The following is a 14884-nucleotide window of genomic DNA, read 5'->3' on the forward strand; positions in this document are numbered from 1 at the left end:
GTGGTGGGCTGCCTGGCCGTCAACGCGAAGGTGCTCGCGCAAGAGTCGGTCACCTGGTACATCAACCTGGATGTGATTGATGGCACCGGCGCGCCCTTGCGGGAAGACATGGCCCTGCGCGTCGAGGCTGGCAGGATGACGGACCTGCTGCCAATGGCGGAGTGGGTGCCCCCGGTCGACCCAGGTATCGAGGTGTACGACGCCGAAGGGCGTTACGCCATACCCGGCCTGGTCGATACCCACGTCCACCTGGCCACGGTGCCGGAACAGGACGACGCAGCGGCGGCGTTACGGCGGCAGCTCTACGGCGGCATCACTGCAGCCAGGGACATGGCCGGTGACGTCCGGGTACTGGCGGGCATCGCCCGGGACACACGCCTGGATCGGATGACCGGCCCGGATGTGTACTACTCGGCCCTGATGGCAGGGGAGAGCTTCTTCCAGGACCCACGCCCGGCATCCTCGGCGCGCGGCGCAGTCGCGGGCCAGGTGCCATGGATGCAGACGATCGATGCCGAGACAGACATGCCGCTCGCCGTGGCCATGGCCCGCGGCACCTGGGCCACGGGCATCAAGGTCTACGCCAACCTGCCCGCTGAACGGGTCGCGGCGATCACTGCCGAGGCGCACCGGCAGGGTATTTCGGTGTGGGCGCACTCGACCGTGTTTCCGGCGTCACCGGCGGAGGTGGTGGATGCCGGTGTCGATGTTATTTCCCATGTCTGCCGGCTTGTGTTCGAAACCACGGCAGCCGTCCCTGAGACCTACCACCACGACAGCATCCCGGACTACGCGGGCACCGACCCCGCCGACCCCCGGATCCTGGCCGTTTTCGATGCCATGCGCGAGCAGGGTACGGTCCTTGATGCGACGTTGGGCCTGTACGGTCGTATCGAGGCCCGGTACCGCGACAACCAGGCCGATGCCGCCAAGCCATTCGACGGCTGTCCCCCGCGGTTTGCCGCGGCGCTGGTGGCCCAGGCCGTGTCGCATGGCGTGACGGTGTCGACCGGCTCGGATTTCGTCAATCCTCCGGAGGACGAATGGCCGGCCCTCCATGATGAACTGCGTGCACTAGCCGGCGAAGCGGGCATGACGCCACTGGCGCTGATCCAGGCGGCCACGCAGGTTGGCGCCCGTGTACTGGGCATCGACGGCGTGACGGGCACGCTGGAGCCGGGCAAGCGGGCCGATTTTGTGCTGCTGGGCAAGAACCCACTCGACGATATCACCCATATTGACAGCATCGAGATGACGGTCAAGCACGGCCGCCGCTATCCAAGATCTGAATACCTCGAACTCGACCAGGAGCAACCATGAACGCACTGACACGCAGGCAATGGCTTGCCGGCTCGGCCGCACTGCCCGTCGCACTCGGCTACGGGCTGGCACCGATGACGGCGCTGGCGGACCCGGGTGTAAACGACGTTCTGCCCATGGTGTTCAACGCCCTGGGCGGGATCAGCAACCCCAACCTCCGGCTGCTGGCGCAGGAGGGCGAAGCGGCGGTCGGCCGCAGCGGCACTCGCCTGGATGCCCGCGCGCTGGCCGACCTGCGTTCCTCCGGCACGACCGCGGTCAATATCACCCTGGGCTACGTGTTCGGTGACGAGGACCCCTTCGAGTACTCGGTGGCCGAGATTGCGCGCTGGAACCGCAACATCCAGGCCCACCCGGACCAGTTGCTGAAGGTCCGGTCAGCCAGTGACATCCGCACTGCGAAGGAGAGTGGCCGAACGGGCGTGATTTATGGCTTCCAGAACACCGAGATGCTGGGTACCGACGCGGGCCGTGTGGCGACCTTCGCGGGGCTGGGTACGCGGGTCGTGCAGCTGACTTACAACGGCGCCAACGCGGTGGGTGCGGGCTCTATGGTGCCCGAAAACACGGGGCTCACGCCGTTCGGTCACGATGTCGTTGCCGAACTGAACGCCAACCGTGTGCTGGTGGACCTGGGCCACAGCGGCGAAGCCACCTGCCTGGATGCGATCGCCGCGTCGACCGCGCCAATCTGCATCAGCCACACGGGTTGTCGCGCGCTCGCCGACCTGCCGCGCAACAAGACCGACCAGGAACTTCGTGGCGTTGCCCAGGGTGGCGGTGTGGTGGGGATTTATTTCATGCCGTTCCTGGCCGAAGACAGCTTTCCCGGTGCGGTCGACGTGGTCCGGCATATCGTCCATGCCATCAACGTCTGTGGCGAGGACCATGTGGGCATCGGTACCGATGGGGGTACCACGCAGATCGATGACATGCCGGCCTATCACAAGTTGATCGACGACGAGATTGCCCGGCGCAAGGCGGCGGGTATCGGTGCGAGGGGAGAAAAGCCCGGCGTGGTGCCCTTCATTCCGGACCTGCAGGGGCCGGACCAGTTCCGCAAACTGGCCACCCTGATGGCGGACGCTGGCCTGTCATCCCGTGTGATCGAAAAGGTGCTCGGCCTGAATTTCCTGCGCCTGGTGGAGGACGTCTGGGGGCAGTGATACCCGTGTCATCGGCAGGATTTGCAGTATCGAAAAAGCAGTAAATTTGGCCCACCGGGGTTTCTCGTCTATATTGCCCGGGCGAAGCAGGCGACCGGGCCAGGGAGAATTCGCCGGGTTTCCCGCCTCATCCAATAATCACCTGAGAGCGAGGAGGAGCCTCATGGTTCATGAAATCAAGGAGTTAACGTTCACGCGAGTGGCCGGCAAGACACTGGCCGCGGCGCTGGGCGTTGCGATGATGATCACCACGGCGCAGGCAGCGCCGGAAGACCGCAAGATCAACGCGTCGGCAGTCACTGCCAGCGCACAGTTCAACCGCTTTATCGTCAAGTTCGACGAAAACACCCGTGGTAATTCGGCAAAGGTGCGTGCGAGCCTGGACAATGTGGCTCGCGGCCAGGGCGTTGGCCTGCAGATGCGCCGCCAGCTGGCGGTGGGCTCACATGTCATCGAAACCGATCGCAAGCTGCCGGCCGCAGCCACCGAGGCGCTGATGCGCGCCTTCGCCCGCCGCAACGATGTCGAGTTCATCGAACCCGATGCCATGATGCGGCCAATGCTCACACCCAACGACACGTACTACGGCGCGCAGTGGCACTACCATGACGCCACCGGCGGCATGGCCCTGCCGGGCGCCTGGGATATCGCCACGGGCGCGGGCGTGGTGGTGGCGGTGCTGGACACCGGCCAGACCAACCACGAGGACCTGGTGGGCAACATGGTGCCGGGCTACGATTTCATCAGTGATACCTTCATCTCCCGCGATGGTGACGGCCGTGACAATGACCCGAACGACGAGGGTGACTGGAACCCGGTGGCCAATGAATGTGGCTTCGGTTCGCCGATTACCGATTCGTCCTGGCACGGCACGCACGTGGCCGGCACGATTGCGGCGGTGACCAACAACAACCAGGGCGTGGCCGGCGTGGCCTTTGACGCCCAGGTTCAGCACGTACGCGTGCTGGGCCGTTGTGGTGGTTTGCTGTCAGACATTTCCGACGCCATCATCTGGGCATCGGGCGGTAGCGTTTCCGGCGTGCCGGCCAACGCCACGCCCGCCAGCGTCATCAACATGAGCCTGGGCGGCAGCGGCAGCTGTAGCGGCACCTACCAGAGCGCCATCGACACGGCCATCGCCAACGGCGCCTCCGTGGTGGTGTCCGCCGGCAACAGCAACGCCAACGCGGCCAATTACCGCCCGGCCAGCTGTAACGGTGTGATCACCGTGGCGGCGTCCGACCAGAGTGAGAGCCGGGCCAGCTACTCCAACTATGGCAGCACCGTGGAAATCACCGCCCCCGGCGGCGATTTCAACCGTGACGGCGTGGCCATCGCCTCGACACTGAACGACGGTGCGACCACCCAGACCACCGACGGTTACTACTACTACCAGGGCACGTCGATGTCGGCCCCGCACATCTCCGGCCTGGTGGCCCTGATGCTGGAAGTCGCCCCGACCCTGACCCCGGCCGAGGTTTCGCAGGCCATCCAGGACAACGCCCGGCCGCTGGCCGGTAGCTGTTCAGGCGGCTGTGGCGCTGGTATTGCCGATGCGGAAGCCACGTTGCTGGCGCTGGGTGACCCCGAGCCGCCGGTCAACGAGGACCCGGTCGCCAACTTCAGCTTCGCCTGTAGCTTCCTGGATTGCGACTTCAACGATTCCAGCAGCGACTCGGACGGCACCATCGCCAGCCGCGCCTGGACGTTCGGTGACGGGGGCAGTTCCAGCGCCACCAACCCGAGTCACAGCTATGGCGCAGCCGGCACCTACTCGGTCCAGCTGACGGTTACCGACGATGACGGCGCGACCGACACGGTCACGAAGTCCGTCACGGTCAGCGAAGAGCCGCCGGCCAATGAGGACCCGGTAGCGGCCTTCAGCGCGTCCTGCACCTTCCTGGCCTGTGACTTCACCGATGCCAGCAGCGACTCCGATGGCAGCATTGTCAGCCGCAGCTGGACCTTTGGTGACGGCGGCAGCTCAGGCGCCGCAAACCCGAGCCACACCTATGGTGCAGCCGGTACCTACTCGGTCCAGCTGACGGTCACCGATGACGATGGCGCCACCGATACCGTGACCCAGTCGGTGACGGTCGAAGAGGAGCCCAGCGGTCCGACGCCGCCCGCAGCCCCCACCAACCTGACTCTCGACGTGGTTACCCAGGGCAAGGGCCGCAACAAGACCGTGATATCGGTCGAGCTGGGCTGGAACGACAATGCCAGCAACGAAGACAGCTATGAGATCCAGAGCTGTATTGAGAGCGGCAAGGGCCGCAACAAGGTCTGCAACTTTGCGACCCAGGCCACCGTTGGTGCCAACACGACCAGCTGGTCTGACGGCAGCCCTGCGGACAACAAGATTTACCGTGTCCGGGCCGTCAACAGTGCCGGTGAGTCTGACTGGAGTAATGAAGCAAAGAGCTGATCGTCACCACGATGACAGCGTGAAACCCAGGGCCCGGCAGGCGTAAACCTGCCGGGCCTTGCTTTTTTCGGGCGGGCTGGCGATGCTCCCCGAATGAATCCCATCAAGAAATTGACCCGGCCCAACACGTTGCCGCTGGCGTTCCTTTGCCTGGCAATGTGCCTATCCGCAGACGCATTTGAACTGACTGCCGTGGACACCCCCACTTCAGTCGACAGCCTGGCGCCTCGACTGGCCGCCACCAAGGACGACCGGGTTGTCATCAGCTGGCTTGAGCCTCACGAGAAGGGCCATCGCCTGGCCTACGCGCTGTTCAGTGAAGGGCAGGCCGGCCCCGCCCACACGATCCACCAGGGCGAAGGGTTCTTCGCCAACTGGGCCGACACGCCGGGCGTGGTGGTCATGCCCGATGGCACTTGGCTCGCGCACTGGCTGGCGCGCTCGGGGCAGGGCACCTATGCCTACGACGTCATGCTGGCCACCAGCGCCGACCAGGGCGCGACCTGGAGCGTGCCGTTTTCGCCCCACGATGATGGCACACCCACGGAACATGGTTTCGTCAGCAGCTACCCGGCCTCGCCGTCGGCTGTGGGGCTGGCCTGGCTCGATGGCCGTGAAACCGCGCCGGCGCCAGAGGATGCTCCTACGACGGGTCACGCCCACGGCGGCCACGGTGCGATGACGCTCAGAACGGCCCTGATCGCCCCGGATGGCACGATTAGCGAGGGCGCTCAACTCGACGACCGGGTCTGTGACTGCTGCGGCACGGCGGCCGCGGTGACCGCGGATGGCCCGGTCGTGGTCTACCGTGATCGAAGTGACGACGAGATCCGCGACATCATGCTGGTGCGCCGCGGGCCTGCAGGTTGGAGTGAGCCGGTCCGGGTTCACGCCGACGAGTGGCGCATCACCGCCTGCCCGGTGAATGGGCCCGCGGTGCTGGCGCGCGGCCGCCAGTTGGTCGTGGCCTGGTTCACAATGGCCGCCGACGAGACACCCAGGGTTAATGTCGCCGTCTCCACCGACAGTGGCGTCAGCTTCAGCACACCGGTCGCGCTGGATACCGGCAGCGCCATGGGCCGTGTCGACCTGGCCTGGGCGGAGTCTGGATTTATCCTGGTCTGGATGGCCGAAAACGGATCCGGCGCAAACGTTAACCTGGCAAAGTTCGACCTCGACGGCAGGCTCGTGGAACGGGGCAGCCTGGTCGAACTCGATGCCGGTCGTGGCAGCGGGTTTCCCCGCATCGCGGCGCTGGATGGCGGCCGCATCCTGCTGGCCTGGACTGGCGCGGACGGCGTGCAACTTGGCATCGTCGACATCGACTGACCCTCTACACCAAGTTTTCCTGCATTAACCCCTGAAGACGCCTGCCGACGGCGTCATGATTGTTTGGGGGAACCATGCGCAAGTTCACCATCGCGCGACTGCTACTGGCGACCAGCCTGGCGTTGCCGGCCGCGTCGTTACTGGCCGAAGAGGTCAGGCTGGGACTGGGCTATGACCGTGCCCGCAACGGCCACGGCTTCGAGCTGCACAAGTTTGGTGACCTCTGGTCGCTGTATTTCTACACCTATGACGCCAACGGCGACCCGGAATGGTTCCTGGGCCTGGCGGAGATGGATGGCGGCCTGCTGGCCGGCGACCTGAATCGCTACACCTATGACGAGAGCCGGTCACCCGCAGCCCAGGCGGATACCGTGTTCGATGGCGAGTTCCGGCTGGATTTCAGCGACGGCGAGAACAGCGAAGCCTGTGACGACGGTACCTGGCGCGGTGACGCGGAGCAGTTGGCGAGTTTCTACTGGCGCGTGGGCAACAGCAGTGGCACCTGGTGCACGGAGCTGCTGAAGATCGACGACGGCGCGGCCCGCGGCACCTACTACGGCGGTGTCTGGTATGGCGGCCAGGGCGATTCCGGTTACGGCTTCACGATGAGCCACATGGACGACACCGTGTCGGCGCTGGCGTACTACTACGACGCCAACGGCAACCCGCGCTGGGCGCTGGGTGTGGCCCCGCAGGATGCCACCGCGGTCGCACTCACCCATTTCACCGGCTACTGCCGCACCTGCACGCCGGTGCCCATCGATCCGTTCCCCGCCGGCACGCTGGCACTGGACTGGGCCCAGGGTTCCAACCCCGGCGGCGGCAACGATCAGGCAGAACTCGACCTCTCGTACCCGCAATGGCCCTTCGGCACGTTCTACCGGCAGTTCACGCTGGAACGCCTGTCGGACGGCGACGTGGTGGGCGAGTACAGCAAAGAATACGCCATGGGGTCCGATGTGATGTTCGTCGCCGCCTGGCAGCTGGACGACGGCGGCAGTGACGACGAGCAGGTCATGATGGCGCCACCGATCAGGCTCGCGGATACCGAACGGGTAGCCAACGACCTGATGCCCGGTCCGCAGGCCAACGCGGCCGTTGGGCTGGCGGCCGACGGCAGCTACGTCATCACCTGGGAAGACGACAACGACGAGAACGGCTACTACCAGGTCTACGCGCGGGGTTTCCACCCGAACGGCGACGAGCGCTTCTCACGCATCACCGTGAATACCGCCGGGGCCGGGCAACAACGGTTTCCGGACATTGCCGTCGCCCCGAACGGCGACTTCGTCGTCGTCTGGGAAGACGACACCAACGACAACTTCTTCAGCGACATCATGGCGCGAGGGTTTCACGCCAACGGCACGCAGAAGTTCGCCGATATCGTCGTCAACGACGACTCCGCCGGCCACCAGATGGACCCGGCCGTGGGCATCGCCGATGACGGCAGCTTTGTCGTGGTCTGGGCGGACGACACCAACGCCAACGAGCTCTACCAGGTGGCGGCCCGTGGCTTCAACGCCAATGGAACGGAGAAGTTCCGCCAGCGGGAACTGAACCTGGAGGATGCCGGGCAACAGTTCCAGCCGGACGTGGCCGTGGGGCCGAATGGCGACTTCGCCGCCGCCTGGGTCGATGACGCCGACTTGAACCACTACTACGAGATCCATGGCCGTGGCTTCAGCGCCAGCGGATCGGCGTGGTCAAAGATGGTGACCGTCAACCAGGTCGCTACGGCCAGCCAGTACCACCCGGCCGTGTCCATTGGCGCTGATCGCAGCTTTGCCGTCGCCTGGGTGGACCAGGCGCACAGCGTCAAGGTTCGCGCGTTCGAGTCCAGGGGCGACGCCCTCTACGACGAAGTGTTGGTCAGCGATGAGAGCCAGTCAGTCAACGACCGGCCAGCAATCGCCCTGTTGCCCGACGGGGGCGCCGTCGTGGCCTGGGGCTACCTGCCCGGTGACGGCGAGTTCGACCTGGCCGCCGCCGTCGTCAACCCGGAAGGGGGGCACGCCGGGGACATCTCGCTGGGGCGCGCAAGCGCGGCCGAGCGGCGCCTGCCCAGCATTGCCATTCGATAAGGGGATCACCATGACGGTTCACCGCAAATTCTGCATGCTCATGGTCATCGCGCTGATGGCCCCACTCCATGCGCTGGCCGATTGCGATCATGTCGGCGCGTTCATCATCAACCTGAGCCAGGACGAAGTCGACAAACTCAACCCGGACATCTGCACCAGTCATTCGAACGCCCAGGACATCGAGAACTGCGCCTATGTCGAGGCGATGGCCGGCCTGCCGGATGACTGCGGCTCGGCCATCGATATTTTCGTGCCGGGCACGAACCAGGAATACGGTTCGTGGAAGCAGTTCAACCACATCTTCAACACGGACAATAATCGTGGACACCTGTCGTTGCAGTACGAAGATGCGCGCGAGGTCGACAACGACTTGCACGACCTGGACCTGGCCAAGTACGACCAGGGCGTGATCGACGCCCGCGAGTCGCTGATTCACCTGCTCAACGGCTTGATCAAGTACGGCGTCAGGGATATCCGCGTGTTCGGGCATTCCAAGGGCTCGCACTCGGTGGCCCTGGTGGCCGACGAGCCGGAATTCCGCGATGTGCAGTTCTTCGCCTTCGCCCAGGCGGGGCGGACCGCGGTGGATATTTCCGCCCGTTCCGACATCATCCCCGGAAAGCTGGGTGACCTGGGCTATATCAAAAAGCTGTCCAGCAACCTGGTTGGCATCACCTTTCGTAACGACGAAGTGAGAATCTATACCGGCTCCGGCTTCAGCGGCGTCAACTCGCCCAAACGCTGGCATTTCCCGGGCTGGATCAAGGATGGAACCACCAGCGGCGGCAACGCCCTCAATTCCCGCATCGACCACCACAATAACTATGGTGGCTACTACACCGACGGCCTGTCCAGTAACGACTGGCGCGACGGCGAGGGCTCGAAGGCCGACAACAAGCCGTACTGCCTGACCGGCGACCCCTGGGCCTGGGGCAATGCCAGCGAATGCGCCAAGGGCAACTGGACGGCCGTGCCCTGGTTCTGGGGACACCCGGAATGCCAGGCCGAGGCCTTCCGCATGATGGATGTCGGTAACGTTGGCGAGCGCTACTACATCGGCAATTCCGGCCCGCGCGATCCGCGCAGCTGTCGTGAAAGCCAGCGGCGCATCCGAGTGGATGTCACCCTGCGCTACAAGTTCAACATCCCGGACAAGGATTGCATCCATCACCTGCTGTTCGGCATCACCGACCGCGCGGGCAACGGCACCGGCTCCTTCAGGGTCAAGGCGACGAAGGCCAACGACGACACCTGGCGGACGACGTCCGTGGAGGCGGCCATGCCGTACCACATGCGCCTGAATGTCGGCACCTGGCTGGAGGAAGACAATGATGGCGGCAACTGCGCCGGCATCTTCGAGAGTGAAGTCTACATCGACTACCTGAGGTTCTCGTTCGTACACCCGGGTACCGGTGAACGCGTCACCCGCATGGCCATCGGCAACCGCGAGGGCCGCGATGCCGCCGGGCGCAGGCTGGACAGCTTTGACGAGACCGGCTGGTCGCAGCCCAACCGCAGCAGCGACGAGTTTGTCATGGAGTATGACCCGGCCACCCACGGCCTCCGTATCGAGGGCGAGGCGGACAAGGGCCACAACGGCGACTGGACGAAACCGGTTTACCTGCTGGACTGAACGAACGGGAGGAGACGATATGAATAATTTTCGAGGTTGGCTGTCGGTCGCGCTCTTGTGTACGACCGGCCCTGTCCTGGCACAGGACAACCTGGCGCCCAGTCCGGGCTTCGACACCGGGTACGACGGTTGGACGATATCGACGGCGGAAGTCGCCTGGGTGGATGCCGATCGCAATGGCGCGTCGGGTTCGGGCGCCATCCAGGTCACTGACCCGGTCAATTCACGCTCGGTCAACGGTGGGCCTTCGGTCTGTATTCCATCTGAAGCCGGTACTGATATCGAAACCGGCGTATGGACCCTGGTGGATACGGAGCAACGCGAAGGCGTGCGGGGCAACATGGCGCTGGTGCAGTACACGTCACCGAATTGCGAGCCCGGTACGGCCAGGCTCACGTCGTATGCCAACAAGTCGTTCACGCCCGGCGAGTGGTCGCACCAGTTCCTGAATATCCGGGTTCGCAGTGATATCCAGAGCGTGCGGATGTCCCTCTATGTCTATGTGGCGGACAGCAGCACGACCCCCGTACAGGCACGGTTCGATGACGCCTATTACTACGAAGTCGCTTTCGACCAGTACCTGGTCGACCCGTCGCTGACGGGTGCCTGGTTCAACGCCGACCAGTCCGGGCATGGTCTGATGATCAACATGATCGATTCCGTTACCGTGTGGATGTGTTGGTACGCGTTCGACAACGAAGGTGCTCCCGCCTGGATCTGCGGGCTGGGCTATGCGTACGAGGATCGGCTGATTTTCAGTGACATGTTCACCATCGAAGGCGGACTTTTTCCCCCTGAGTACGATGCCGACCAGACGACCCAGGTACCCTGGGGACGCGGCGATATCCAGTTTGAGAGTTGCTCACATGGCGTGTTCACCTGGCGCAGTGACGAAGTATTGTTTGGAACCGGCAGCATGCCGATCCAGCGCATCGCGCCGACCTGGGGCTTGCCCTGCCTGGAATAGGGTGGCTTTGCGCCGGTCAGGCGGTATCCAGGTACCGCCTGACCCAGGCCCGGGCAAATCGCATCTGCCGCTTGGCGGTCGACTCGGACACGTCCAGCGCCTCCGCGATTTCGGCGGCGGTGAACCCGCCGAAATAGTGTAGTTCCAGCAGTTCTTCCAAGTGCGAATCGTGGGTTGCCAGCGCGTCCAGCGCTTCATGCAGTTCCAGGACATCACTGTCCTGCGTGTCCTCGTTGACGGCGGCCAGGTCCAGCGTGACCCGTAGCTGGTCACCGCCGCGCTTCTGGGCGTTCCGGGCGTGGGCATGATTCACCAGGATACGTCGCATCATCCTGGCGGCAAGCGCATAGAAATGACCGCGGTTCTCGACCGCCGGTTGCGCGCCGGCCAGCTGTAACCAGGCCTCGTTGACGACCGCGGTAGGTTGAAGGGTCTGCGCCGCATACTCGTTGCGAAAGGCTGAATGCGCCAGTTGTTGCAGGCGGTCATGGACCAGCGGCGACAGCTCATTCATGGCCGCCTCATCGCCGTCACGCCAGCGATGCAGCAGGCCGGTGATATCGCCGTCAGCGCTCACGCCTCGGCTTCCGCCGGTGCAGGGTCCCGATAGGCTTCGGCCATCTCCGGCCGGCCCGTGGCGGTGTAAAGTTCCACCAGGCGTTCCCTGGCCTGAACAAGGCGTCGGTGACCGGGCACTTCGCGCGCCGCCAGGTTTTCGTGCGCCTGCAGCAGCAACGATTCAGCCTCGTCATATTCGCCCAGCCCCATCAGCGCCGCGGCCAGGTCACTGCGCATCTCCGAGACCAGGCGATGGTCTTCGTCAAGGACCTCCAGGCGAATGGCGAGCATGTCGCGCCAGATGTCCGCGGCCGATTGATATTCTTCCCGCAACAGGTGGACCAGGGCGATGCCACTGGTCGGAAAGGTGCGGTTAAAGTGGCGCGGCGGCAGGTCGACGGCGTCCTGCATGGCCAGCGACTTTTTGAAGTTCTCCAATGCCTCGTCCAGGCGGTCGACATCCAGCAGCATGAAGGCGCGGTTGTTGTAGGCCGCGCCCAGGCTGGGGTGCATCTCGTAGTTGCGCTCGATGATGTCGACGAAATGGAAATTGGCCCCCAGCGCCTCGTCGTCGCGGCCCTGCCTGGAGAGCAGTTGGCTATAACTGTTCCAGGCCACGGCAACTTCGTAGTGCTCCGGGCCCAGCATGCGTTCCTGCATGTCGAGCACCTCCAGGTACAGCGGTTCCGCCTCGTCCAGGCGGTCGGAGTTACGCAGCAGGCCGGCCAGGTGACGGCGCGACTGGGCCGCCAGCGGATGGCCGTCGGGGTACAGCCGGTCGACCATGGCGATGACGTCGCGCAGCATCGGCTCGGCTTCCTCGCGGCGGTCCTGGGTACGGTAGAACTTGGCCAGGCGGTAGGTGGCGTCGGCGGATTCCAGGGTGTCTCCTGGATAGCCGGCCAGGGTGGTCTCGTACACGCGCAGGTGCAGGGCCTCGGCCGCCTCGAAGTTGCCGCGGGTTTCCTCCAGGAAGGCCAGTGCCGCCACGGCCTCGATGACATCGTCATGGTCCGGGCCCAGGCGCGCCTCGCGCGTGTCCAGGGCCTCGCGGAAGGCCGCGTCGGCGGCTTCGTACTCACCCTTGTTCTGGGCGATGTTGCCCAGCGCGAACCGCGTGGTGACGGTCTCGTGGTGGTCCTCGCCCAGCAGGGCGCTGAAGCTGTCACGTGATTCAAGTAGCAGGCGTTCCGCCTCGGCCTCGTCGCCCAGGGCGTAGTAGACCAGGCCCAGCACGCGCTTCATCGTGGCCTGCAGTTCCGGCTGGTTGGCCAACTCGTTCTCGACACGTTCACGGCCAGCATCCACCAGTTGCCGAGCGGTCACTTCCTCGCCCCGGGCGTTGTCCGGGTCGGCCTCGTCGAACAGGCTGGTGACGAAGCCGGCAACCTCGGTGACCTTTTGTTGTTCCAGCAGCGCGGCGTCACGTTCCTGGGACAGCCGCTGCGTGTGGTACCAGACGGCGGCCAGGAAGGCGATAAACACCAGCGCGCTGGCGGCCACGGCGGCACGGTGGCGGCGCAGGAACTTGCGCGCCCGGTAGCCGAAGCTGGACTTGCGCGCGATCACCGGTTCGCCGGACAGGTGCCGCTGGATATCCTCGGCAAACTGGTTGGCGGACACGTAGCGGCTTTCCGGCTCGGGTCGGATCGCCATCAGGCAGATGGTGTCCAGGTCGCCGCTCAGTTGCTGTCGCAGGCGCTGCGCCGACGCGGTGCTGGTGGCGTTGGCACGCAGGGTTCGGGTTTCCGGGTCGGCCTCGGTGACCACCGTGCTGGGGCGCTGGGCGTTGCCGGACAGCACCTGGTCACGCATCTCCGCGGGAGTGCGGACCGGCTCGTAGGGGCGCCGCCCCGCCAACAACTCGTACAGCACCACGCCCAGGCCGTAGATGTCGGTGGCCGTGGTGACCGGCAGGTTCATCAGTTGCTCGGGTGCGGCGTAGGCCGGCGTCAGCATCTGCATGCCGGTGCGGGTGCGCTCATCCGCGCCGGACTCATCCAGCACCTTGGCGATACCGAAATCGAGTAGTTTCACGTCGCCCCCGGCCGTGACCAGGATGTTCGAGGGCTTCAGGTCACGGTGGACGACCAGGTTGCGGTGGGCGTAACCGATGGCGCGGCAGACCACCTGGAACAGGGCCAGTCGCTGGCTGATCGACAGCCGGTTCTGGTCGCAGTAGTCGGTCAGCGGTACGCCGTCGACGTACTCCATGACGAAGTAGGGCCGGCCATCCGGCGCGACGCCACCGTCGATCAGGCCGGCGATGTTCGGGTGCTGTAGGCGCGACAGGATCTGCCGCTCGGCCTCGAACCGGCGGACGACGCGCTGGCTGTCCATGCCGCGGCGCAGCACCTTGACGGCCACGTCGCGATCGAACACACCGTCATCGCGGCGCGCCAGGAACACGGTGCCCATGCCGCCCACACCAATCCGCCGGACCAGGTGCCAGGGCCCCAGGTGTTCGCCTTCCAGCTGTGAGTCGAATTCGAGGGGCAGGGGGGTGTCGCCCAGTGACAGCGTATCTGCGGCGTCAGCCTTCAGAAGTTCTTCGAGTTCGTCCCGGAGCGCCGTGTTGCCCTCGCAGGCCTTGTCAAGGAAGCGAACGCGATCGTCGCCCGCGAGCTGGCTGGCCTGCTCGAACAATGCCTGGAGTTTGTCCCAGTTCTCCACCCTGTCCCCTTGGCTGAACGCCGCATCCCATTTGCTGCGTCCAGTCTACCTATTTTCGGGGTGGTGGGTGGTCAGTCGGAATCGCGTTCCGGCAGGACCCACCCGGGACGGGCGAAGTGACAGGTGTAGCCGCCGGGGTTCTTGACCAGGTAATCCTGGTGCTCCGGCTCGGCCTCCCAGAAGTCCCCGGCCGGTTCGACCTGGGTCACGACCTTGCCGGGCCACAGTCCGGACGTGTCGACATCGGCGATGGTGTCTTCGGCGACCTGTTTCTGGTTTTCGGACGTGTAATAAATGGCTGAGCGGTAGCTGCTGCCAATGTCGTTGCCCTGGCGGTCGACCGTGGTCGGATCATGTATCTGGAAAAAGAACGCGAGCAGATCACGAAAACGGGTCTGCTCCGGGTCGAAGATCACCTCGATGGCCTCGGCATGCCCTTCATGGTTACGGTACGTCGCGTTCTCAACATGGCCGCCGGTGTAGCCACAACGCGTGGAGACCACACCTGGCTGGCGCCGGAACAGGTCTTCCATGCCCCAGAAGCAACCACCTGCAAGTATCGCTTTTTCTTTCATGGTCTTGGGTGACGCGTGACGCGTGACGCGTGACGAAACAGTTGAGTTGTGGGGATGTTAGCGCGGAAGTCGGGTGAGTTACAGCGGGGCTTGAAGCTTGAGTGGTCGCAGCCAACCTGGTCCGTCACGCGTCACGCGTCACGCGTCACGCGTC

At 64.8% G+C, this 14884-nt stretch carries 10 protein-coding genes; 7 read left to right on the forward strand and 3 right to left on the reverse strand.

The features are described from left to right. The 7 genes from F3N42_RS13635 (at position 1) to F3N42_RS13665 (ending at position 10924) form a co-directional block, all read left to right on the forward strand. Positions 1-1320, forward strand: coding sequence for an amidohydrolase family protein (locus tag F3N42_RS13635; protein WP_191621436.1), 1320 nt, complete (start codon positions 1-3; stop codon positions 1318-1320). Beyond that, on the forward strand, positions 1317-2486 hold the full coding sequence (locus tag F3N42_RS13640) for a dipeptidase (RefSeq protein ID WP_224784940.1): 1170 nt from the start codon (positions 1317-1319) through the stop codon (positions 2484-2486). The genes F3N42_RS13635 and F3N42_RS13640 overlap by 4 nt, the downstream gene beginning before the upstream one ends. A 163-nt stretch (positions 2487-2649) precedes the next feature. After that, positions 2650-4914: a S8 family serine peptidase gene (locus tag F3N42_RS13645; protein WP_150865041.1), complete on the forward strand. Its 2265-nt coding sequence runs from the start codon at positions 2650-2652 to the stop codon at positions 4912-4914. Between the two features lie 192 nt (positions 4915-5106). Further along, positions 5107-6243, forward strand: coding sequence for an exo-alpha-sialidase (locus F3N42_RS13650; RefSeq protein ID WP_191621437.1), 1137 nt, complete (start codon positions 5107-5109; stop codon positions 6241-6243). Between the two features lie 74 nt (positions 6244-6317). Further along, on the forward strand, positions 6318-8324 hold the full coding sequence (locus F3N42_RS13655) for a hypothetical protein (protein ID WP_150865043.1): 2007 nt from the start codon (positions 6318-6320) through the stop codon (positions 8322-8324). A gap of 10 nt (positions 8325-8334) precedes the next feature. Further along, positions 8335-9957 (forward strand): hypothetical protein, encoded by a 1623-nt coding sequence (locus F3N42_RS13660; RefSeq protein WP_150865044.1) that lies wholly within the window; start codon positions 8335-8337, stop codon positions 9955-9957. Between the two features lie 19 nt (positions 9958-9976). Further along, entirely contained in the window at positions 9977-10924 is a 948-nt protein-coding gene (locus F3N42_RS13665) for a hypothetical protein (protein WP_150865045.1), read from the forward strand. Between the two features lie 16 nt (positions 10925-10940). Here the strand turns inward: F3N42_RS13665 and F3N42_RS13670 are convergent, their stop codons facing one another. The 3 genes from F3N42_RS13670 to msrA form a co-directional block, all read right to left on the reverse strand. After that, complete coding sequence (locus F3N42_RS13670) at positions 10941-11501, reverse strand: ECF-type sigma factor (RefSeq protein WP_191621438.1); 561 nt, start codon at positions 11499-11501, stop codon at positions 10941-10943. Next, complete coding sequence (locus F3N42_RS13675; RefSeq protein WP_150865047.1) at positions 11498-14155, reverse strand: serine/threonine-protein kinase; 2658 nt, start codon at positions 14153-14155, stop codon at positions 11498-11500. The genes F3N42_RS13670 and F3N42_RS13675 overlap by 4 nt, the downstream gene beginning before the upstream one ends. A gap of 71 nt (positions 14156-14226) precedes the next feature. After that, positions 14227-14730 (reverse strand): peptide-methionine (S)-S-oxide reductase MsrA, encoded by a 504-nt coding sequence (msrA, locus tag F3N42_RS13680; RefSeq protein WP_150865048.1) that lies wholly within the window; start codon positions 14728-14730, stop codon positions 14227-14229. Between the last annotated feature and the right edge of the window lie 154 nt (positions 14731-14884).

Origin of the sequence: Marinihelvus fidelis, assembly GCF_008725655.1 — a bacterium.
Classification (GTDB): domain Bacteria; phylum Pseudomonadota; class Gammaproteobacteria; order Xanthomonadales; family SZUA-36; genus Marinihelvus; species Marinihelvus fidelis.

Coding starts and splice junctions, on each gene's coding strand:
- F3N42_RS13640 (WP_224784940.1), top strand. CDS start 1,317: ATGAACGCACTGACACGCAGGCAATGGCTTGCCGGCTCGGCCGCACTG.
- F3N42_RS13645 (WP_150865041.1), top strand. CDS start 2,650: ATGGTTCATGAAATCAAGGAGTTAACGTTCACGCGAGTGGCCGGCAAG.
- F3N42_RS13655 (WP_150865043.1), top strand. CDS start 6,318: ATGCGCAAGTTCACCATCGCGCGACTGCTACTGGCGACCAGCCTGGCG.
- F3N42_RS13660 (WP_150865044.1), top strand. CDS start 8,335: ATGACGGTTCACCGCAAATTCTGCATGCTCATGGTCATCGCGCTGATG.
- F3N42_RS13665 (WP_150865045.1), top strand. CDS start 9,977: ATGAATAATTTTCGAGGTTGGCTGTCGGTCGCGCTCTTGTGTACGACC.
- msrA (WP_150865048.1), bottom strand. CDS start 14,730: ATGAAAGAAAAAGCGATACTTGCAGGTGGTTGCTTCTGGGGCATGGAA.